General features: G+C 61.4%; 17 protein-coding genes and 1 pseudogene. 7 read left to right on the top strand and 11 right to left on the bottom strand.

Features of this window, described 5'->3' with window-relative positions:
• Positions 1-166: 166 nt before the first annotated feature.
• The 3 genes from DK368_RS10145 (at position 167) to DK368_RS10135 (ending at position 4,110) form a co-directional block, all read left to right on the top strand.
• A complete protein-coding gene (locus DK368_RS10145; protein ID WP_114393838.1) occupies positions 167-3,193 on the top strand; it encodes an ATP-binding protein in 3,027 nt (1,008 codons plus the stop codon).
• An 84-nt stretch (positions 3,194-3,277) separates the two neighbouring features.
• The gene (locus tag DK368_RS10140) at positions 3,278-3,577 is read left to right on the top strand and encodes a hypothetical protein (protein ID WP_114393837.1); all 300 of its coding nucleotides are present in this window, start codon (positions 3,278-3,280) and stop codon (positions 3,575-3,577) included.
• 128 nt (positions 3,578-3,705) lie between these two features.
• Positions 3,706-4,110 (top strand): hypothetical protein, encoded by a 405-nt coding sequence (locus DK368_RS10135; RefSeq protein WP_114393836.1) that lies wholly within the window; start codon positions 3,706-3,708, stop codon positions 4,108-4,110.
• A gap of 18 nt (positions 4,111-4,128) precedes the next feature.
• On the opposite strand, the gene DK368_RS10130 is transcribed toward DK368_RS10135, so the two are convergent.
• Positions 4,129-5,886, bottom strand: a complete 1,758-nt coding sequence (locus DK368_RS10130) for a response regulator (RefSeq protein ID WP_155524539.1) — start codon at positions 5,884-5,886, stop codon at positions 4,129-4,131.
• Positions 5,887-6,305: 419 nt separating this feature from the next.
• On the opposite strand from DK368_RS10130, the pseudogene DK368_RS10125 reads away from it, so the two are divergent.
• Positions 6,306-6,518, top strand: a pseudogene (locus DK368_RS10125) (helix-turn-helix domain-containing protein); the annotation flags it as partial.
• 60 nt (positions 6,519-6,578) lie between these two features.
• Here the strand turns inward: DK368_RS10125 and DK368_RS10120 are convergent.
• The 7 genes from DK368_RS10120 to DK368_RS10090 form a co-directional block, all read right to left on the bottom strand.
• Positions 6,579-7,754, bottom strand: coding sequence for an AGE family epimerase/isomerase (locus tag DK368_RS10120; RefSeq protein WP_205028136.1), 1,176 nt, complete (start codon positions 7,752-7,754; stop codon positions 6,579-6,581).
• A gap of 90 nt (positions 7,755-7,844) precedes the next feature.
• Entirely contained in the window at positions 7,845-9,329 is a 1,485-nt protein-coding gene (locus tag DK368_RS10115; RefSeq protein WP_162305967.1) for an oligosaccharide flippase family protein, read from the bottom strand.
• Complete coding sequence (locus tag DK368_RS10110; protein ID WP_114393832.1) at positions 9,322-10,161, bottom strand: glycosyltransferase family 2 protein; 840 nt, start codon at positions 10,159-10,161, stop codon at positions 9,322-9,324. Before DK368_RS10110 ends, DK368_RS10115 begins: the two co-directional genes overlap by 8 nt.
• A 17-nt stretch (positions 10,162-10,178) precedes the next feature.
• Positions 10,179-10,907 carry an FkbM family methyltransferase gene (locus tag DK368_RS10105; RefSeq protein ID WP_114393831.1) on the bottom strand — a complete coding sequence of 243 codons (729 nt, stop codon included), beginning with the start codon at positions 10,905-10,907 and terminating at the stop codon, positions 10,179-10,181.
• A gap of 36 nt (positions 10,908-10,943) precedes the next feature.
• Positions 10,944-11,717, bottom strand: coding sequence for an NAD-dependent epimerase/dehydratase family protein (locus DK368_RS10100; RefSeq protein WP_114393830.1), 774 nt, complete (start codon positions 11,715-11,717; stop codon positions 10,944-10,946).
• On the bottom strand, positions 11,714-12,664 hold the full coding sequence (locus tag DK368_RS10095) for a GDP-L-fucose synthase family protein (RefSeq protein WP_114393829.1): 951 nt from the start codon (positions 12,662-12,664) through the stop codon (positions 11,714-11,716). The genes DK368_RS10100 and DK368_RS10095 overlap by 4 nt, the downstream gene beginning before the upstream one ends.
• Before the next feature lie 23 nt (positions 12,665-12,687).
• The gene (locus tag DK368_RS10090; protein ID WP_240002427.1) at positions 12,688-13,596 is read right to left on the bottom strand and encodes a GHMP family kinase ATP-binding protein; all 909 of its coding nucleotides are present in this window, start codon (positions 13,594-13,596) and stop codon (positions 12,688-12,690) included.
• A gap of 872 nt (positions 13,597-14,468) precedes the next feature.
• On the opposite strand from DK368_RS10090, the gene DK368_RS10085 reads away from it, so the two are divergent.
• From DK368_RS10085 to DK368_RS10075, 3 genes are all read left to right on the top strand, one after another.
• A complete protein-coding gene (locus tag DK368_RS10085; protein ID WP_114393827.1) occupies positions 14,469-15,779 on the top strand; it encodes a glycosyltransferase family protein in 1,311 nt (436 codons plus the stop codon).
• A 176-nt stretch (positions 15,780-15,955) separates the two neighbouring features.
• Positions 15,956-16,807: a GumC domain-containing protein gene (locus tag DK368_RS10080; RefSeq protein WP_114393826.1), complete on the top strand. Its 852-nt coding sequence runs from the start codon at positions 15,956-15,958 to the stop codon at positions 16,805-16,807.
• Positions 16,808-16,876: 69 nt separating this feature from the next.
• Positions 16,877-17,455 (top strand): acyltransferase, encoded by a 579-nt coding sequence (locus tag DK368_RS10075; protein ID WP_205028135.1) that lies wholly within the window; start codon positions 16,877-16,879, stop codon positions 17,453-17,455.
• Positions 17,456-17,673: 218 nt separating this feature from the next.
• Here the strand turns inward: DK368_RS10075 and DK368_RS10070 are convergent, their stop codons facing one another.
• The 3 genes from DK368_RS10070 to DK368_RS10060 form a co-directional block, all read right to left on the bottom strand.
• Positions 17,674-17,958, bottom strand: coding sequence for a DUF3572 domain-containing protein (locus DK368_RS10070; RefSeq protein WP_114393824.1), 285 nt, complete (start codon positions 17,956-17,958; stop codon positions 17,674-17,676).
• A gap of 118 nt (positions 17,959-18,076) precedes the next feature.
• A complete protein-coding gene (locus tag DK368_RS10065; RefSeq protein WP_162305966.1) occupies positions 18,077-19,480 on the bottom strand; it encodes an MFS transporter in 1,404 nt (467 codons plus the stop codon).
• A gap of 5 nt (positions 19,481-19,485) precedes the next feature.
• Entirely contained in the window at positions 19,486-20,901 is a 1,416-nt protein-coding gene (locus DK368_RS10060) for an aldehyde dehydrogenase family protein (protein ID WP_114393822.1), read from the bottom strand.
• Between the last annotated feature and the right edge of the window lie 14 nt (positions 20,902-20,915).

Raw genomic sequence — 20,915 nt, 5'->3', positions numbered from 1 at the left:
AGAAAATCCCGTGCGACCGTTTTGGTCCGCTGCGGGTATGACTTGCGTCGGATAAGTATCCTTGCCAATAGTCATAAGTGTCGGGCTTTGCACAGGTCCCGCATGGCGCACCGTCGTTTGGCGGCGTGTCAGCGAGGACAGGGGGACATGGGCATGGAGGCGGGCCATGCGACGTGACGCGGCGTCACAGGGGCGGGGGGTCAGCACCGGGCTGCGCGCCCGGCTGCTGTCGCTGTTGAGCATCGCCGTCCTGCCACTGACGCTGGTCATCATCGGTTTGAATCTGATGGAGGCCCGGCAGGAGTTGGAGCATCACCGCGACGATGCCCGTACCTTTGCCGATCTGCTGGTGGCGGAACAGACCCGGTCTCTGGCGTCGGTCTTCCGCCTTCTGGAAGCCGTCGCGTCCGGACCGCAGGCCGGCACGGATGCCCAATGCCTGCCGACTCTGGAGCGCATCCAGGCGATCCTGCCGGAGATCATCGATGCCGGCATTGCCACAGCCGATGGACGGGTCATCTGTGCGTCGATGGACCAGCCACCGCCGCTGGCGCCGGACTCATCCATGACCCTTGCCATGCGGGAGGCGCTGGCGGAACGCCATCCCACCGTCGGCACGGTAACACCGGGCGGGGAACGGCATCAGATCCCGGTTTATCTGCCGCTGCCCGCTGGCCCTGGGGAAATCCGGGTGCTGTACGGCACCCTGGATCTCGACTGGGTCGACCGCTCGGCATCGACTCTCGCCAGCCGGATCGATGCCGCCGTCCTGGTGCTGGACCGGGCCGGCAATCTGGTCACCGGCTACCCCGACCGGCTGCTGCCGGAAGCGGGAGGGCCGCAGCTCACCCTGAACAGCTCCCGACCGAATGATCACGAAGGCAGCCTCACGGCCCAACTGGCCGATGGCCGTACCTATCTGCTGTCCTTTGCCGATGTGGATGATGTCGGCCTCAGCGTTGCCGTGGGATTCCGCAAGGACGAGGTGCTGGAAGGCGTCTATGACAGCGTGCTCGGGTCCAGCCTGATCATTCTTCTGTCGCTGCTGCTGGCCGGCGGCATGGGCCTGGCCTATGCCCGTAGCGCCGTGCTGCAGCCGGTGACGGCGTTGACCCAGACCGCCCGGCGGCTGATGGCCGGCGACCTCGGGGCCCGCGTGTCCGGCCCCCGTGCCGGGTGGGAAATCGCGGAACTGGCCGACAGCTTCAACGCCATGGCCGAGCAGTTGCAGACACGGGAGCAGCAGCTGCGCAGCAGCTATGCCGATGCGTTCGCCCGCGAGCGAATCCTGGCCGTTTCCTTCGACACCTCGCCCGATCCGGTGCTGGTCATTGCGGTGGAGGGGCACACCCCCACCATGGTGGAACTGGCCAACCGGGCCGCGGAGGATCTTCTGGGCTGGCCACCCGGCACCGCCACGGGCCGGCCCGTTGCGGCAATGTTCGGCAAGGCGGCCTTTGCTCCAAGCCCGGACATCCTCGCCGCCTGCCTGGACCAGGACGCCCCCCTGACCTTTGAATGCAGCAGCGGCAGCGGTGCCAGTGCCCGTATCTGGAGCAGCCGGCTGTTCCCCTTGCGCGACGAGACCGGCGCGCCGGTCCGGCTGTTCATCACGGCCAACGAGGTCACCACGGACCGCCAGCGCGAGATGATCCTGCAGGAGGCCAAGCTGGCGGCAGAGGAGGCGGCCCAGATCAAGGACCGCTTCCTGGCCATCATGAGCCATGAGATCCGCACGCCGATGACGGCCGTGATCGGGCTGGCCGACCTGTTGGCCGAAACCCGGCTGGACCCGGAGCAGGGGGCCTTCGTCCGCACGCTGCGCTCCTCGGCGCGCGCCTTGCTGTCGCTGCTGGACGATCTGCTGAACTTCTCGAAGATCCAGGCCGGCAAGCTGGAGCTGGAGGTGGTCGACACCGATCTGGCGCTGCTGGCGGAGGATGTGCGCAGCCTGTTCGCGCCCAAGGCCTCGGAAAAGGGTCTGGTGCTGGAGGTGTCGCTGACGCCGGGTTCCCCCCGCTATGTCCGCCTGGACCCGACCCGGCTGCGGCAGGTGCTGTTCAATCTGCTGAGCAATGCGATCAAGTTCACCGAGGCAGGGCGTGTCGATCTGGTCCTGTCCGGCCAGCCGGTGACCGATGGGCGCGTGCAGCTCGACATTCAGGTGACGGATACCGGCATCGGCATGTCGCAGGAGCAGCAGAAACAGCTGTTCGCCCCCTTCCTGCAGGGCGACATCTCCACCACCCGCCGCTTCGGCGGCACCGGACTGGGTCTGTCGATCTCCCAGAGTCTGGTCCAGGCCATGGGCGGCTGCATCACCGTCACCTCGGAACCGGATCAGGGCGCCTGTTTCCGCTTCTCCATCACCATCGCCGCCGGGCAGCCGCCGGCCGCCACGCCCTTGCTGCGGCCGGCGGCATTGCGGGCCAAGCCCAGCCGCATCCTGCTGGCCGAGGACAACGAGGCCAATCTGGCCCTGATCGCGGCCATGCTGCGCCGGCAGGGCCATACGGTCATCACCGTGACGGACGGAGAACAGGCTCTGGCCAGGATGCGGGAACAACCGGTCGATCTGGTGCTGATGGACATGCAGATGCCGGTGATGGACGGCATCACCGCCAGCCGGGCCATCCGGGCGCTGCCGGAACCGGCTGGCCGGGTGCCGATCGTGGCGCTGACCGCCGATGCCCTGCCGGAATCGCGGGAACGCTACCTGCGTGAATCCATGAATGGCTATGTCACCAAGCCGGTGGACTGGGGCTATCTGCATCAGGTCATCGCCGGCTTCGTCGGAACGGTAGAGCCAGCCGGGGACGAGAGCGTGGCTGTGCCGGAAACCACAGCCCTGGAGTCGCTGGAGACGGCATTGGGCACCACGGCGCTGGACGGGCTGCTCGATCAACTGGCAACCCAGATCGACCGGCAACTGCCCCGGCTGGTCGGCTGCTGGAAGGCCCAGGATACCGAGGAATTCTGCCGGCTTCTGCATGAGGTTACCGGTGCCGTCGCCAATTTCGGACTGGGGGATCTGGCGGCCGTGCTGGAGCGCATGCATGCGGCTGCCCGCACCGGCGGGGTCCGGCGCGTTCCGGCCGCCGATCTGGATACCATGCTGCGCCTGGGCACCCAGGCCCAGGATCTGATCCGGCACTGGCGGCGCACGCATCCGGCGCCCGTGCCGACCGCCTGAACACAGCAGTGGTCAGATCGGTTGCGATGGCATGGAATAGAGGAGGGGACAGCTGCGTAGATAGGACAGTCTGCTGGATGCGACATGGATGGTTCCACCATGGCCATGAAGATGTCCCACGGGATTGCCGCCCTTCCCGAACCGTTCCGCGAAGCGGCCATCGCCTGCCGCGCCGTGGAGCGTGAGCGTGCCGCCCGGCTGCGGCAGGCCCGGTTGCTGAGCATGGAGGAGGTGGAGGAGGTGCTGTCGGTCGAGGCCATGCATCGGCTGGATGCTGCGGCGCCGGGCTCCCCCGAACAGGCCGCTGCCTTCGCGCGGTTGCGGCTGTTGGCCGACCGCCGGGCCGAGCGCGAACTGGCCAGCCACGGCCCTGACATGTTCTGACCGGCGCCGTCCATCCCCCATCGCCGGCCCGGCCTGCCGATCAGGATTGCGATCCGCCATTGCCGCCGGCCGCGCCGCGGGCTATGCCGGACGCAGGCCGCAGTGTGGCGGCGATGAGGACTTGAGCGATGGCAACCATTTTCGTCGCGCGCAGCGCAACCCTGTCCGACTGGGGCGCCGATGTCGGTCTGGGAAAGTTCCTGTTCAAGGTCGGGATCACGGAATCCGATCCGGCCGATCTGGCCGCCGCCGGCTTCGCCGGGCTGACGGACTGGACCATCCTCAAAAGCCAGGATGCCGGCGACGCGACTGAAGCCGAGGTGCTGGAGCGGCTGGGCAAGCGGGAAAAGACCGTGGATCCCACCTACTATCCCCGCATCAAGGGCGAGGCGGGTCTGTTCAAGCTCACCGAACAGGCGGTGCAGCGGCATATGCTGCTGGCCCGTGCCCTGGCGGGCGAGGACGAGCGCAAGGTCGGCAAGCCGAAGCCAGCCGATTTCGCCGCCTACCTGATCACCAACGCCCTGCGCTGACGGCCGGGGTCGGCCTCGTCAACCGGGCTCCAGGCTCCGCAGCAGACGTTCGGCCTCGCAGTCGAGACGGCAGAGCAGGCCGGGGCGGCTGTCGGGATCGGCTTCCCCAAGGGCACGCAGCGCCGTGGCGAAACGCAGCGCACCGAGATTGGCGGCGGCGCCGCGCAGGGAATGCAGGGCGGGCGGGTGCCGCTCGGCCACGGCCTGGCGGATGAATGGCAGTTCGCGCCGGATCATACCCGCCAACAGGCCCATCAGCGTCGTCAGCTGATCCGGCCCCAGCGCCTCCCGCAGCGCGGCCACGGCGTCCGCGTCCAGACACGCCGCGTCCCGGTCCAGGGCCAGAGCGACCTGGGCGGCCACATCCTCTGCCGAGACAGGCTTGACCAGGAAGGCATCCATGCCGTCCCTGCACCAGCCCCCGTCCGGGCCGGGATAGCCGTCGGCACTGACCCCGACGATGCGCAGGGCGCCGCCACCCGGGCGCTGACGGATCTGCCGCGACGCCTCGAGCCCGTCCATGCCCGGCATGCGCAGATCCATGAAGACGATGTCGAAACCGGTGGCGGCGGTGGCGGCGAGGGCCGCCTCGCCGCTGTCCGCCGTCTCCACCGTGTGACCGGCCTTCTGCAGCCGGGTGGCCAGCAGCAGCCGGTTGACCGGATTGTCATCGACCACCAGCACCCGTACCTGCCGGTGCCGGACCGGCGGTGCGGCAAGTCGAGCCGCCGCAGCATCGGCCACGGCGGATGACCCGGATGGAGGATCGGCGGGACTGAGGCGCAGGACGATGCGGTCGGGCAGGACCTCGACCGTGGCCCCGGCCGCGGCCTGCAATGCCTCCAGCTCGCGCGGCAGGGGCGGTGGCCGCCCCGGAATGGTCAGCCGCAACCCGTCTTCATACTCCAGGCGCAGGGCGGCACCACGTCCCCCCTGGCGCAGCAGGGCGGACAGCAGCACCAGCAGCAGATGCCGCAGCGGGCCGGCCTTGACCGCAAGCCGGTGCGGCACACCGCTGCCCACCTCCAGCACCAGACGGCCCCCCTGGCGCCGGGCGGCCGGGGCCAGCAGCCGCACCAGATCGGCCACCAGATCGCGCACCGGCTGATCCTCGGCCCCGTCCGCGCCGCGCTTCATGGCCGCAGTGTCGTCACCATCCAGCAGATGCAGCAGGGTGCGCAGCGGGCCGGCCAGATCGGCGGGGGCGAACGGGGCCGGGGGAGCAGCGGATGGCGTCTGCAGCGGATCAGGCCCGGTAGCCAGATCGGCCAGCCCGGACAGGGCCAGAGCAATCGCCTGAGCCACGGCGGTCATGGGCGGGGGGGCGTCGGCAGGCCCCCGCGCCTTGGACGTCCCGGCCGGATCCGGAGCAGCGGCACACGCGGGAACGACATCGACCGCTCGGGCCGCCTCGTGCGCACCGGGCGCGGGCGGGTCCGGTAGGTTACCAGCCGGCAGCAGATCATGCAGCAAAGCCCGCCGCCCGTCCGGCAGCGCCTGCAGGCGCGACCGCACCCGCAGACGGCGGAGTCCGGTGGCACCGGCCACGGTCCAGGTCTCCACCAGTTCGTCATCCGGGCCGGCAAGCTGGTGCAGGCGCATCTGCACGCTGTCGGCCAGATCCCGACGCGCCGGCAGCGCCGCCGGGCTGGACACGCCCCACAGCCGCAACGCGGCGGAATTGGCCCAGAGCATGCGGCGGGCTTCAGGGTCGTAGAGCCAGGCCGCCGGTCCGTCTGAAGCCAGCGGCGGTACAAGGGAGGAATAATGGTCCATGGCCCGGCTCAGCACGGCCGGACGGCGCTGGCCGGACGGCGGCAGCGGTCGGCGGAACGGGATCGGACCGGCGTCAAGACGGGGCGGACCATGGGAGACCTCGCTGCACTCCGGCCCGACACACGACGAAAGTCGGGGGGAGCGATGCGCAGTGTCCCCCAGCCTCCAGCACTTGACCATCTAGACCGAGGGATAGGATGGGCGCGTCCATGCTTGGTCCGGGCAGGTTCGGTTCCGATGAGACCAGATATTCCCCGGCTTACCGGAATCTGACGGCAACCATTTGGAATCGGCAAGGCGGCGGTCACCGATTATTTCTCATAATTATGCTTATCGCATAAAACTGAATAAAGAGGGTGGATTCAAACTTGAAGTGCGACTTTCATTTCTTTTCAATGGGTTGAGCGATGGAGGTATGCATGGGAACCCACTACTCCCACATCACCTTGTGCGAGCGGCGCCGGATTGGGGAGATGCTGGAGGCCAAGATGCCGGTCCCGCTGATCGCGCGGGCGCTCGGCCGGCACCGGTCCACGGCACACCGGGAAATCAGCCGCAACTTCTACCACACCAGCTTCCGTGACCGCTGGGGCAAGGCCTACCGGGGCTACTATGGCCTGACGGCGCACCAGACGCCCCCTCCCTTGCGCCGCGGGCGGCCGCCCCCTACAGCATCGATAAATTAGGATGGGCTATGGCCTGATCGCTTTCTCGATCCAGACGTCCAACTCGTGGGCCGCGCAAACGATGTGATAAAGGCTGGTTGCCGGCGCCGCCTCAGCCACGAAGCTGTTATCGGGATTCAGCCGATCCCACCAGATCCCCGGCACCGCATTGCTGAAATATTTCATCAAACCACGGGCGCCCGCCGACGCCATCCGCCAATAATCGGCGTTGCCGGTCAGGCTTGCAGCCAGTACGCCGGCTTTGATCCGCTCGGTCTGTGGCCAGAGACGAGCCTGGAAATCATGGACGGTGAAATCGTCGAACAGGCTATTGAAGGCCACCCCACGAACCGGGTCGATACCATGGGTCTCCCCAATGGCGATCAGCCGGAAAGCCGCATCCATCGCATCCTGCCGGCCTTTGGCCTGCCCCCAGCGCAGCAAGAGCCAAGCCCATTCGAACTGGTGTCCCGGTTCGAACAGGCGGCCTTCGTCACCGGGAATGGGCTTCCAGTCAGCATCGAAATATTCCCGCAGGACACCGGTTCTTGGATCGATGAAGCGGGTCAGTGCCAATTCGGCGATCTCATCCGCCATGGTCTGCCAGTGTCCATCCCCCCCGGCCTCCACCCAGGCCAAACTGGCTTCGAACAGATGCATGTGCGGATTCGACTTGAGCGGCAGAGTGGGAGGTGCTGTCTCCTCAAAGCCGGCGCGGGGATGCGCCCGACTGCTCCGCAGCCAGTCGCGCAGTTCCACGGCTCGTGCCTCCAAGCCCGCCTCCCGGCCCAGGACACGGTGGGCCGAAGCCAGGGCGAACAGGATGAAGGCCTGATCATACAAGGAAATGAAATCATCCGCAGGCGCTCCTCCCGGTGCCACAAGGGTCCGGTAACCGCCCGCGGGCAGCGGATAATAGGTCAGGAGGAAGTCCAGTCCATGCCGAACCGCCTGCAGCGCCGGCCCGGTCCACCCCATTTCCTTGGCAATGGCGAAAGAATAGATCTGCCGCGGCTGCACCCGTCCACGGCGCAGCAGGTTCACGGCCTGTCCGCTCTGGTCGATCTTCTCATGGAACCCCCCCAGCGCATGGTCGGCCCCCTGCTCCCACCAGATGGGAAAGGCTTTATCCAGCAGCCAGCTCTTCAGTTCATCACGAACCTCGGCAGCTTCTTGAAATTTTTTCAAATTAAGCATCAGCATTTCCTCCATTCCGCACCACAAAACGCCAGATAAAACCCGCTAGAAATGCAAAAAATCAGGCATTGACATTTAATGCTTGAAAAGCAAATTTTACCCCCTTTGAAAATATAAAGATTTCAAAATATTAGCAAAAATTACCTTGAAAATTTCCCTGATTTTAGAATCTACAAGCATGACCAGCGTAGAATTCACCAGAAAAACGCCAAAACACCCAACGAACAAACCGAATAAATCACCCGCCTCATTATGAAATATTCTCCATGAAATTCCTACAAATATGGAAACCAGCAGATACTTCCATATAAGGCGATATGGATTTATCGTCCACCCGGCAGATATTTTCAATTGATATATATAAAGAACCGGAAAAAATACACCAATAATGATTGACGACACACCCGCCCCCAGAACCCCAAGAAACTTGAGAGCGATAACAGAAATGACCCACTCCGAGATAAGAAAGATAACAGAAATTTTAACCGCAACCCTAGCCGACATTACGGAAACCAATGCTTGGTACAGGGGCAAGGATATGGCAACATTTATAAGATCTGAACAAAACATAATGATCAGATACTCTGCGGGAAGCCACTTTGGCCCAAAAAAAATTGAAATTATTTCTTGACTATATGCCAATATTATTGAAACGACGGAAAAGAATATCATAGATGAAAATAGAATATACTGAGACAGCATTTGCGATGGTGTCCAAACTTCCAATTTTTCTCCTTGATCGCGCATAGACGAGCCATTTTGAAGCCTGGACATTGTTGGAACTATTATTCTTCCAACCTGATAGCCTATGCTGACAATTTGCTGTATGAGCTTCTTTGCCCAGTCGACATACCCAAGCGCCTCCGCACCTAGTATTCCCCCAATAACAATAGGGCGCCAGAGCTCTTTGGAAAGATTAAGCAACATCTGCAACTGGAATGCCCCGCCAAGCTTAAGAAAGGCCTTGTGCTCAGCGATGTTCAAAGAAAAAGAAATTTTAGACGGCCTAAATAAAGACAATATTAAGGCGCACGCAACGAACCCGGACAGCTGACCGATAACAATACTCAAATGCTTTGCCCCAAAGTAGGCTGCCAGACAAGAAATAACGCCCGCAACAATCGCCTGCGAACTCTCCGCAAAAGAAACTCGTCCATATTTAAGGTCTCTCTCAAGAAGAGCGATCCAAATTCCTCTAAATGGAAGAATGAGCAATACAAAAGTGGCAAGATTTATTGATTCAATTACCGCATTATCAGCGTCAAACGAAAAAACAAATATAAACATCCAATAGAGAGAAAACAGGCCATAACAAACAATCATCTGAAGAGTGAGGGCTAGAGGGGCAAGATCATCGATCTTTTCCCTAGACCGGACAATGCCAATGTTAAGACCAAGATCACCAAATGTCGAAAAATAAGTCATCGCTGTAATAGCAATAGATGAAACACCGAAATCTCTGGGAGATAGGAATTTTGACAGAACCAAAAGAGATAAGACCTGAACAACACCCGTTATAACGACGCGAGCCCCCATCGCACCCGCAGCCACGACAGATTTTTTCTGAAGCTTTTCATCCATTATTCTTAACTCGCCCATTCTTTTGATTTTGTTTTATATGAGAAATGATCTGGCCTGCAACATTCTGGTAATGCGCAGGAACGTCAAGGTTTCTCGAGGCTTCCCACACCTTGAGTTCACGAACTAAATAATAGACGGCCGTGATTGCGTGAACACAAAATCCATACATTCCCTCTCTATAAGCCTGATTCCGGATATACTCTTTTGTAAAAATGTACAAAACATAGAATAGCACTGTAAGTGGATTTTTCGGCTTTGCGCCGGTAGATTCCACTTCTGTGTATCTGTTCATTTTCTCGATGTACTGGAACAGATTAACTTGGTTGAAGTGATGAATGCGACCAATGTCGTCTTTCTTTTGTTTGTATATTTTTCCCGATTCAATAACGGGGTTAGTATGAATTACGGGCAAAAATTTGACCTTACCTCGCCTGAAGAGGCGGAGAACATTATCCGGCCAGTATCTGGTATAGGGAGACCATTTACCGAAAATATAATTTTTCCGGAGCAAAGCGGCCCCATCATATTTATCCTCAAGGATGAATTGTTTAATCCAAAGTATCATATCTGCATCGACGATTTCATCGGCATCAAGTGTGATGACCCAGTCCCCTGTCGTCTGCTCATAGGCGAATTCTCGCGTCAGCTCAACAATAGGAGCAAACGGTCGCACGAAAACTTTTTCTGTATACTGGCGAGCTATTTCAGCAGACCCGTCTGTACTAGAGACGTCAACGACAACGATTTCATCGCACCAGGACAAAGATTGAAGGCAATTGCCAATGTAATCTTCAACATTATAACTAATAACAAAAGCGCTGACTGTTGTCATTGCCGTCTCTCCAATATTCACGAGTTATGGCGCTTGAAAAGCATCACAGTTCCTTCGCAGCTACCCAGGTCGACATCGAACCCGGCTGCGATAACATAGGATATCAACTTCGTAACAGAACCGGATCCAATCTGATCTGGATGCAACTCAATGCAAACCAAACGTATAGTATCAAGCGGAATCAAAGGGAGGAGCTGAGCTTCTCCGCCTTCGATGTCCATGATCAGGACAGTAGGAGAGATATCCTGCACGAAATTCCGCGCATCAATCATATCAACCAGTATAGATTCTGTGTGATACGGCGCCTTAACGAGGGATGCATCCCAAAAATCTCTGCCTATGTAGAAGTCAACCTTCCGTTCCGAATCACCAAGAACGGCATTGACTACATCAACTTCTACATTGTTTGCTCTCAGATTTTTTTGAATAACTGGGATGAGCTTTGGATTCGCCTCAATAATCTTATGCATTTTCGGCTTTGCATTACGCGCAATAGCGCATGCCAAATATCCAATACCGGCACCGATTTCAAGGACTCGATCGTCTGTTCTTATCAGTGGCACAACACTATTTCTCTCCGTACTTTCGTAGGAACCAAAATAGATAGAGTCAATGATAGCTGGGGAAATAACAGACCTATCAATTAAAATATCAACTCCATCTAGATTTATTTTCGACACCCCAGTAATTTTATTAAAAATACCCCGAATTTTGTTCGATGCCCTTTGATAGACAGACCTAGACATGTCACCCCTCCAACTGCTCACGAATGGCTTTGGTTTTTATTGCGTTTTTCTTTCAAGAAAAGCGCGAATTTCCATCTCGGTTCCAGGCACCTTGATTTGAGACAAATTCGCCAACTTCGACAATGAGAGCTCGAACCGCACTTTAGATGCCCCCTCACGCCATGGAGAGGATGACCCAATCAGGGCATGCACGTCTCCCAGACGCACGGTTCCCGATGCACCCATATTGATAACTTCTCGGGAGATACCGGACTGGACGATGGACCAGCCGATCTCGGCTGCCGTATCGGTTCCGATGAACTGAAGTTCGGAATCGGGATGCAGCCATACCGGTGCGCCCGTCAGCATGTCGAAAATGGCGTTCTTCCGCAGGCCCGGACCGACGAAGCCACCCATGCGGAAGATCACCCAGTCCGGATGCTCCGCCTGCACCAGCATTTCCGCCAGACGCTTGTGCCGACCATAGCGGCTGGACGCAGCCAGATCGATCTCCTGATCCTCGCCGGTGACATTGGGCCTGTCCTGCCGGGGATAGACATCGCCGGATGAAAGGAACACATAACGCCGGGCCCTGATCCCATGCAGGGAGTCAGCCACACTGCGGACCGATTGGTCGAAATCGGTCATCGGCTCCCGGTCGGACAGGAACTTCTTTGAGTTGCCGTTGGCATTGACCAGGATGTCGCAGGTTGTCCCGCGGAACGTGTCGAAATTCTCCCGGGTCAGCACCCGGAATTCCAGCCCCAGGCGCTCGAACAGCCGGGCCCATCCACTGCCGACGAAGCCATTACCGCCAATCAGATAGATCATAGGCGCAATCCATCTCCGGCAGTGGCGTAATGAGCGTTGAACCACTGGATGGTCGAGCGCAGTCCATCCTCCAGGGACGTAGCGCAGGACAGACCCAACCCATGCAGCTTATCGGCTGAAAAAAGCTTGACCAGCTGGCCTTCCGGTTTCGTTGCATCCCAGCGGATCTCTCCCTGGAAGCCGACCAGCTTGGCGATGGTTTCCGCCAGTTCGCGAATGGAGGTGCTGGTTCCGCTGGAAACGTTCACCGGGCCGCTCTCGTCGAAACTGTCGATAAAGAAAGGCAGGGTGCGGGCCACATCACCAGCATAGACGAAATCGCGCAGCGCCTTGCCGGTCCCCCACATCTCCACAAACGGCTTGTTCTCCAGCATGGCCTCGTAATAGCGCCGCACCATGGCCGGAACCACATGGCTCTCTTCCTTGCGGAAATTATCATGCTCGCCATACATGTTCCCGGGGATGATCGTCGTCGCGTTCAGCCCGTACTGGGTCCGATAGGACCGGGCCGCCACCAACCCCATCATCTTTGCTGTGGAATAGCCGGCGCTGTCCGGCTGCGGATATCCACGCCACAACTGCCCTTCATCAATCGGGCTGGTGGCATCCGCCGGGTAGGAGCAACCCCCGAACGGATACAGCAGCTTGCGCACGCCGAGATGGGCGGCCGCTTCGAACACATGGGCGGTCAGGATGGTGTTGATGTAGTAGAAATCGGCCGGCTTGGCCCGGTTGATGCCGATTCCACCTGAATAGGCGGCCAGATGCACGACCACTTCCGGCTTATGATCGTCGAACATCGCTTGAACCTGGCTGCGTTCAAGCAGATTATAGTCCTTCGACGATACACCGACCACGGCATCCGGCCCATAGGCAGCGCGCAAGATCGGCACCGCATGGCGCCCCAGGAAACCGGTGGCTCCAGTTACAAGCACTTTGGTCGTCATGGTGTGTCCAATCCTGCAGATCTTCAACGGCGATGCAGGCCGTTGGGTTCATACATCACAATGGTGCTGCCGGTGCGATCGATGCCGAGATCGACCTCGATCAGAGAGGAGAGGCGCTTGCGCACCGACTGGCGTTTCTCCGGCGGAACATAGAACAGGATGAAACCGCCGCCGCCAGCGCCCAGCAATTTGCCACCAATGGCGCCGGCCCCCAGGGCGGCATCATAGATCTCGTCGATGCTCCCCGTGCTGACCCCGTCAGCCAGCGACCGCTTGCGCATCCAGCCCTCATGCAACAGCCCTCCCAACTCGTCCAGACTACGGTCCGGCTGGCATAGGATGGTCTCGGCCTCGTCCACCAATCCCCTGATCTCGTGCAGCTGTTTTTCCTTCTGCTCCAAATTCTCCATCTTCTTGTGCTCGATCTGAGCCGCAAACCGGGAGAAGCCGGTGAAAAACAGCATAAGCGAGCCGAGCAGAGCGTCCATGCGTTGCGAGGGCATGACGACCGGCCGAACATCAAAGGAGCCGTCCGCCTGGAAGTCGATCCGATTGAAGCCTCCATAGGCGGCCCAGATCTGGTCCTGCGATCCGACGGCCTCGCCGATCACGTCCTGCTCGATGCGGATCGCTTCGAGGGCCAGCTGCTGCTTGGACATGCGAACACCACGCTGGGCCGCCAGGACGTTCAGCAGACCGACGGTGAAGGCCGAACTGGACCCGAGTCCCGAGCGCGCCGGAAGATCAGCGTCATTATGAATCTCAAGCCCCTCGCTGACCCCCACCTCATCAAACACGGCCCGAACGGCCGGATGCTCGATTTCGGAATTTTCGCGCACCTGCTCGATGCGGGAATAGACGATCCGGTGCTTGTGTTCGAAAAAGGGAGGCAGCCGCCGGAGGGTCAGGTAGGTATATTTGTTGATCGCCATGCCGAGAACCGCACCACCATGCCGGCGGTACCAAAGCGGAAGATCTGTGCCACCACCAAAAAGAGAGACGCGAAATGGGGTTCGGCTAATGATCACAATGTCGCCTCATCTATAGTCGGCCCGTCACCCAGCCGCCGCGGGCCACAGCATCGCCCCAACAGCAGGCTATTTGATTTAACGGAGTGGGATCTTATGCTCCCAAAAGAGAAATATCCAACAATTTAGATTTCTCTTGCGGAATTCCAGTTCATTCAATTGCGCATGACCCCCTCAATATCGCACGCAACAAGCGGGGAGGCGTCGCCAGGGAAGTTGTCCCCCTGCCCGAAGCATCCATATCATTAACCCGGAAGGTACCCGTCGGGGACGACGATTTCTTATCGCAAGCGCCCCTGCCATGGTCAAGCCCACACCTCTCCTGAGTGACAAAATCGCGCCGCGTTTCGTCTGCGACCTACTTGGCGGCAATCCGCGCAAGCAAGACAAATTTGGCCATCCCTGTTTGTTTCAACAAATCTTCACAAATTTGTTGACGACAACAGCTCACTGAAGTCGCCCCCACATAAAGAAGCAGCCGTTCTGTTCATCGCCGCAGACCGGGCTGCAAGCCCCCGCAGGACGGGAATTTCGATTGCGGACTTGACGGATGAACGTTAGAACCCACGACAATTGGCTACAATGGCGCAGGTGGTCGGTACGGAGGTGGGGCTACGGTGGACGATTCCTGCCCGGCACGGACCGGAGCGCGCCCAGGCAATGTTGATCGGCGCCAGTTCCGCGATATTGCCTCTGGGGCTGCCTTCGTGGTTTACGGCATCTGTCGGCGTATCGGACAATAGCGAACTGCAGAAGCCTTAGGGCGGGGACAGGTTATGGTCGTCAATTTTGTTGTGATGGATCAGTCTCTTAGAGGAATGTCCGGTCACTATTACGAGTATGATCTTTCCGTGATCGAAGCCGTCCACGCACGTGCCGCGTCGATCACCGTCTTCTCCAACAAGGACTGCGATTCCGCAACGGTCTCGTTCCCCGGAGCACACCTCTATCCCTGGTTCTCTATGGCCTGGGACCAGACCAACCCGACCAAACGATGGGTCCGGGATCTTCTTGGCCATCTTCCGGCAACGCTTCAAGTGCCCCTGGCTCAGGCGCTGCGCAGGGTATATCGCCTGGTCAAGGGAGTGGCGCCGACCCGGCGGTCCGACCAGATGGCCGTCTTTCAGCAAGAATTTGAGTCGGCCCTGGACCGCGTCGGCATCGGCCCGGAGACTCACGTCTTCATTCCGACGATCCGCCTGTGCGAATTGCATATCGTTTGGTCGGCGGTCGCCTCAAATCCGGCCTATCAGGCCGGACAGTTCCATATTGTGCTCCGGCGAGACGCGGCGGAAATGGAACAGCCGGATCTCGGCTATCCCGGCATATCCGCCTTGTTCCGCCGGATGGCAGCCGATCCCGCGACCCTCAGGGCTTTCCGCTTCTACTGCGACACGGAAGAACTGTGCGACGACTATCGTCTTTCGGCAGCCGGGGCCGTGGATTTCCACCTTCTTCCCATTCCCTATCCGCAACCACAGCCGGATTTGGACAGTTTACAGAAATGGCGCGCCGAACCGGGCCTTAAGCTGGTCTATCTCGGGAATCCGCGGGCAGAAAAAGGATTCGATCTCCTGCCGTCGGCCGTACAAGCGCTGGAAGATGCCGGCATTCCCCATTGCGCCCTTTTCCAGTCCGTAGCCCCGAAAGGCTATGAGGAACCGGAAGTGACGGCCGCCCGGATGCGCTTGGCCGGATTTCCGAGCGTAAAACTGTTGGACCAGCCTCTGACCTCGCCGGAGTTTCAGAGTCTGTTGCTGGCCGCCGACATCGTGCTTCTGCCTTATCGCCCGGAGGCATATAGGGCGCGGAGTTCCGGCGTCTTGGTGCAAGCCATCGCTGCCGCCAAGCCGATCGTCGTCCCGACCCATTGCTGGCTTGGCAGCCAAGCCAGCAATGCGGGCGCCGTGCTGTTCGATGGGGAAAAGTCCTTTGGGGCAGCCGTGATCGACGCGGTTCGGCGACTGCCAGAACTTGAGGCGCAGGCGCAGGCACGGGCGCCTGCCTATGCCTCATTTCATCGGGCAGAAACACTCGTCGATATTCTGCTCGGCAAGGGCGGAGCATGCGGCAATGGGAATTCGTAGCCCGGTTGTCTGGCTTATGCTAGGTTTTCGGACAATCCGGTCGTACAAAATATGCCTTCGCCATAGCAGAGCCTGAAGCTAAGCAGGATATTCTGACGGGAGAAAATAAATTGACGCTACACGATAGCCGTTATCACGATGGATCGGTTGATAGCCAAGGGGATCTTCTGGACCAGATGACCCGTATTATCCGTCGGCGTTGGAAGGTTCTGCTTATTTCCATGGCAAGCGCACTGCTCCTGTCTCTTATTCAGCTTTCTTTGTCGGCGCCAAAGTATCGGATCACAGCCCTGATGGTGGAAAATTCGGACCCGGTTAGCGCTATCCGCTCCAATCAGGCGACTTCGTCTTTTTCCCTCCTTCGCGGGCCGACCACCTCCACCGAGGTTGACCAGTTCAAGTCGCTGATGACCTCCCCAGCATTCGCCCTTCGGCTGGAAAGCAAGCACAACTTTTTAAGGAAAATCTTCGCCAAAAGGTGGGATGAACAGAACCAGCGATGGATACCCCGACATGGCGTCGGGGAAGCCGTTAAAAGCACCCTTGCTGCCGTGCTGAACATTCCTAGAAGCGAGACTGTTAATTATTATGACCTCTCTAATTTCATTGATGGCAGCATTACACTGGTGAGACAGTCAGAATCTTCTGTTTTCCAGCTGAGCATGCGTTCGAGCGATCCACAGTTTGCGGAAGAGTTTCTCCGGATTATGGTGATTGAACTGTCGGAAGTGGTGCGGAATCGTATAATTTCCGAGAAAGAACAGTATATCCGCTTCCTTGAACAGGAAATTTCGCGCGTCGATATCACATCCAGCCGGTCCGCCATCATCTCCACCCTGGCTGACCAGTATAGGGCGGTGAGCATCGCCCGCAGCGCAACGACTTTTCCGCTTCAGTTCATCCAGGAGCCGATGCGGGAAGCGAAGTTAGTGAATAAATCGCTCCCACTTTCTGTACTTATTGGCATCTTGGCCGGATTTTTTCTGGGCGTTATTTTCATCCTTCTGACCCCGCATAAGAACCGATAGAGCGAAACGACCAGGACAGCCTGCCCACGTCGGATATGCACAACGGGATACGCACAAAAGGAAATAAAAATGTGGATAGGAAAATCAGCAAAAGATGGAGAAAGACACTCCACGAGCCAGGCCTATCTATTTGCAAGAAATTTTGTAATTTTATTTTTGAATAGCCTTGTTGCCAGTATCCCGTTTCACGTTGTTCGCCTTTTTTTTTACCGGCTCTTTATCAAGGTTGGACCCGGCTCATCTATCCTCATGAGGACACGCCTGCGCGGCTTTCGCATCCAGATCGGCAGTAGGTCGGTGATCAATGCGGGCGTGGTGCTCGACGGCAGGGGCGCCCGGCTCACGATCGGCGATTATGTGGACATCGCACCGGAAGTCCGGATATGGACCTTGGAACATGATCCGGACTCTCCGCACCATGCCGACCGGGCAGCGCCGGTCAGCATCGGTGATTATGCCTGGATCTGTAGCGGCGCCACCATATTGCCGGGGGTCACTCTTGGCGAAGGATGCGTCGTTGCCGCGGGCGCCGTTGTCACCAGGGATGTGGACGCTTGGACAGTCGTTGGTGGAGTTCCCGCCCGGACGATTAAGACCCGCAACCGGAATGTGATGCCGCGACAAATCTACCGTCCCTGGTTCGAGTGAAACCCGCGCATCCGTAAGGCTCCGGGCCAATGGCTGCAAAGGCGTTGACCTCGGTGCGGCGGCGGGCAATGCCCGGCTGCCGCCGACACGTGCGGATTGTCCAACCCGCGGCAGCCTCGGATGCACGCCCCGAACGGATCGGCACGCGGAGCCAAACGCCTCCACGGTGAGCGCCTGTCGAGCAGCGCTCCAGAATGAAACGGTCGTCCTCCGCCCGCTTACGGCAACCTGGACCGTATCCGCGCCAGATCCTCCGGCGACAGATCCTCGGCGGCGGCGAAAGCGGCGGCGGTGGGTTCGTCGCCCAGCAGGAAATCCAGGACCCCGCCCAGGAAGGCCGGATCGGACAGGCCGGCGCGCAGCTGGTCCGGGCCGCAGCCGGTCAGGGTGACGAAGCGGGCCAGCAGTTCCTCGTCCCCCGCCAGGAAGGCCACAGCGCGCAGGGCCACGCCCTCCGCATCACGGGCGGGTCTGGCAGCAGGGGATTTCTTCGGGATCAGCATGGCACTCGACTCACGGACTTCGGGGCATGGGCGCCGGCTCACCACCGTCGGCGCGCCGGTCCCGGGCCGGTCCATGCTGGCAGCAGCGCCGCCCCGCCGCAACCCCATACCCCTCCCTTCAGTCCCCCAGCCCCGGCGCCAGCCGGTCGAGCAGGCGCAACGGCAGCAGGCTGACCAGGAAGATGCCGGCCGGGACCAGGGCGAAGAGCACGGGGATCCAGGCCACCACGCCGGGCGCCTGTCCCTGACCCCCTTCCACATAGCCGGCCAGCCCCAGCAACAGCCCGGCCAGGGCCCCGCCCAGGGCCAGTCCCAGCTTCTCCCCCGCCACCCAGACCCCGGCGAACAGGCCGCCATGGCGCAGCGGATCGGCATGGGGACCGCCGCTCCGCTCCGTCACCGCCGGCAGCAGGGCGAAAGGCAGCAGCTGCTGCCCGGCCTGCCCGACCCCGGCCAGGAACGCCGCCAGGCAGGCCAGCGGCAGGCTGGCCAGCACCACATCGTACAGCGCCACAGACCCGGCCACGCACAGCAGCGTCGCCGCCCCATAGGCGGGCAGCGTTCCCATCCGCCGCCGCGCCCAGGTCCACAGCGGCATGGTGAAGATGCTGCCCAGGGTCATGGCCACGAACAGCAGCGCCGCGTGATCGGCCGGGGCGCCCATGACATGGGTCACGGCATAGGGCAGCATGGCCGCGGTCACGGCGATGGCCACCATCTGCAGCAGATAGGCCCCCCACAGCCAGCGATAGGCGCGGTTGGCCAGCAGCAGCGCCAGGGCACGGTCACCGGGCGCACCGCTGCCGTCCCCACTGCCGCCCCCACTGCCGCCATGGACCGGTGCCTGGCGGGGAAAGCCGCGGGCAGCCATTGCCGCCAGCAGCATGGTCAGGGTGCAGACCACGCTCAGCACCCCCGCCATATGGGCGAAACCGGCCCGGCCGCCACCGCCCTGCTCCACCAGCACCGGGGCCAACCCGCCGGCCATCAGCACGCCGACGCCGACGAAGGCCATGCGCCAGGCCACCACCCGCGTGCGCACCGCCGGATCGCGCGACACCTCCCCCGGCAAGGCGACGAAGGGGATGGCGAAAATGGAATAGGCGCTGGTGGCCAGCAGGAAGGCGCCGGTGACCCAGCCCAGGGTCCAGCGCCAGTCCGCGAACACCGGCGGCCCGAACAGGGCCATGAAGGCGCCGGGAAACAGCACGGCGCCGGCCAGCAGCCAGGGCCAGCGCACGCCATGGCGGGCACGGGCACGGTCGGACAGCCAGCCGACGGCAGGATCGAACAGGAATTCCCAGGCCTTGGGCACCAGCACGGCCAGCCCGGCCCAGGCCGCCGGCACCGACAGCGTCTCGGTCAGAAAGAACAGCAGCCAGAGCTGCGGCGTGACATTGAAGGTCGCCGCCGCCACCGAACCGGTGCCGAAGGCCAGCGCCCGCAGATGCCCCACCGGGGCGTCCGGCCCGGCCGCACCTTGCGCGACACCGGGGGGACTGAGAGGAACGGAACCGGTCATGGGCATCAGCCCCCCAACAGAAGGCGCAGCAGGCGCCGGTGCAGGCCGTTCAGCGGCGGGCGGATCAGCCGGTCGGTGCGGGGCCGGCCCCGCTGGAACACCGCCTTCAGATGGCTGAAGCTGTCGAACCCGTCGCGGCCGTGATAGCGGCCGATGCCGCTTGGACCTATGCCGCCGAAGGGCAGATCCTCCACCGCCACATGGATCAGCGTGTCGTTGACCGACACGCCGCCGGCCGCCGTGGTGCGCAGCACCCGGTCGATGGCGGTCCGGTCGCGGCCGAACAGGTACAGCGCCAGGGGGCGGTCTCCGGCGCGGATACGCGCCAGCGCCTCATCCGGCCCGTCATAGGTCAGCACCGGCAGCAGCGGCGCGAAGATCTCCTCCCGCAGCAGCCCGCAGCCCGCCGGCGGATCGACGATGGCCGCCGGGGCCAGCGCCTGCCCCGGCGGCGGCGGGGCCAGCATCTCCACCCGCGCCCCCGCCTGCGTCGCATCCCGCAACAGCGCCGCCGCCCGCTCCCGCGCCCTGTCGCCGAACAGCACGGTCATGGCGGAAGCACCGTCGCTGACCGGGAAGTGGGTCGCCACTGCCGTCCGCAGCGCCGCCAGGAACGGTTCCAGCGCCGGCCGCGGCAGCAGCACATAGTCCGGCGCCACACAGGTCTGGCCGGCATTGGTGAATTTGCCATAGGCGATGTCGGCCGCCGCCGCCGCCACATCGGCATCGGGCAGCAGCAGGGCCGGCGACTTGCCGCCCAGCTCCAGCGTCACCGGGGTCAGGTTGGCCGCCGCCGCCTGCATGACCATGCGGCCGACGCGGGTGGAGCCGGTGAACAGCAGATGATCGAACGGCAGGGCGGCGAAACGGGCGCCCAGTTCCGGCCCGCCCGACACCACCGCCGCCACATCCGCCGGCAGGGAAGCCGCCAGGATCTCCGCCACCAGCGCCGTGGTCCGCGGCGTCAGCTCCGACGGTTTCAGCAGCACCCGGTTGCCGGCTGCCAGGATGCCCGCCAACGGGCACAGGGCCAGCTGCAACGGATAGTTCCAGGGGGCGATGACGCCGACCACGCCCAGCGGCTGCGGCTCGACCCAGGCCCGGCCCGGCTGCAGCGTCAGCGGCACCGGCCGCCGCCTGCGCTTCATCCAGCGTCCCAGATGCCGGCGGGCATGGCGCAGCGCCGCCACCGTGACATACAGCTCGGCGAACAGCGTCTCGTGGGCCAGCCGGCCACCGAAATCGGCGTCGATAGCGGCCACGATCTCGGCCTGCCGCCGCACCAGCTGCCGATCCAGCGCGGCCAGCCAGCCGCGCCGCCGCCCGGCATCGGGATCGGGATCGGCGGCAGCCGCCGCCTTCAGCCGGGCGAAGGCGAAGTCCAGCGCCGTCTCCGGCGGCGGGTCCAGGGATTCGGGCATCCTCGTCATCTCCC

Source organism: Oleisolibacter albus (assembly GCF_003336875.1).
In the GTDB taxonomy this organism is placed as follows: domain Bacteria; phylum Pseudomonadota; class Alphaproteobacteria; order Azospirillales; family Azospirillaceae; genus Niveispirillum; species Niveispirillum album.
The sequence above is the reverse complement of the archived record's forward strand: the minus strand, read 5'-3'. Positions and strand labels throughout refer to the sequence as shown.

Excerpts from the sequence above, each read along its gene's own strand:
- DK368_RS10140 (WP_114393837.1), top strand. The coding sequence starts at position 3,278 with ATGGATGGTTCCACCATGGCCATGAAGATGTCCCACGGGATTGCCGCC.
- DK368_RS10090 (WP_240002427.1), bottom strand. The coding sequence starts at position 13,596 with ATGGCGATCAACAAATATACCTACCTGACCCTCCGGCGGCTGCCTCCC.
- DK368_RS10080 (WP_114393826.1), top strand. The coding sequence starts at position 15,956 with ATGACCCGTATTATCCGTCGGCGTTGGAAGGTTCTGCTTATTTCCATG.
- DK368_RS10110 (WP_114393832.1), bottom strand. The coding sequence starts at position 10,161 with ATGACAACAGTCAGCGCTTTTGTTATTAGTTATAATGTTGAAGATTAC.
- DK368_RS10135 (WP_114393836.1), top strand. The coding sequence starts at position 3,706 with ATGGCAACCATTTTCGTCGCGCGCAGCGCAACCCTGTCCGACTGGGGC.
- DK368_RS10115 (WP_162305967.1), bottom strand. The coding sequence starts at position 9,329 with ATGGATGAAAAGCTTCAGAAAAAATCTGTCGTGGCTGCGGGTGCGATG.
- DK368_RS10065 (WP_162305966.1), bottom strand. The coding sequence starts at position 19,480 with ATGACCGGTTCCGTTCCTCTCAGTCCCCCCGGTGTCGCGCAAGGTGCG.
- DK368_RS10070 (WP_114393824.1), bottom strand. The coding sequence starts at position 17,958 with ATGCTGATCCCGAAGAAATCCCCTGCTGCCAGACCCGCCCGTGATGCG.
- DK368_RS10085 (WP_114393827.1), top strand. The coding sequence starts at position 14,469 with ATGGTCGTCAATTTTGTTGTGATGGATCAGTCTCTTAGAGGAATGTCC.
- DK368_RS10130 (WP_155524539.1), bottom strand. The coding sequence starts at position 5,886 with ATGGACCATTATTCCTCCCTTGTACCGCCGCTGGCTTCAGACGGACCG.
- DK368_RS10100 (WP_114393830.1), bottom strand. The coding sequence starts at position 11,717 with ATGATCTATCTGATTGGCGGTAATGGCTTCGTCGGCAGTGGATGGGCC.
- DK368_RS10095 (WP_114393829.1), bottom strand. The coding sequence starts at position 12,664 with ATGACGACCAAAGTGCTTGTAACTGGAGCCACCGGTTTCCTGGGGCGC.
- DK368_RS10060 (WP_114393822.1), bottom strand. The coding sequence starts at position 20,901 with ATGCCCGAATCCCTGGACCCGCCGCCGGAGACGGCGCTGGACTTCGCC.
- DK368_RS10120 (WP_205028136.1), bottom strand. The coding sequence starts at position 7,754 with ATGCTGATGCTTAATTTGAAAAAATTTCAAGAAGCTGCCGAGGTTCGT.
- DK368_RS10145 (WP_114393838.1), top strand. The coding sequence starts at position 167 with ATGCGACGTGACGCGGCGTCACAGGGGCGGGGGGTCAGCACCGGGCTG.
- DK368_RS10105 (WP_114393831.1), bottom strand. The coding sequence starts at position 10,907 with ATGTCTAGGTCTGTCTATCAAAGGGCATCGAACAAAATTCGGGGTATT.
- DK368_RS10075 (WP_205028135.1), top strand. The coding sequence starts at position 16,877 with ATGTGGATAGGAAAATCAGCAAAAGATGGAGAAAGACACTCCACGAGC.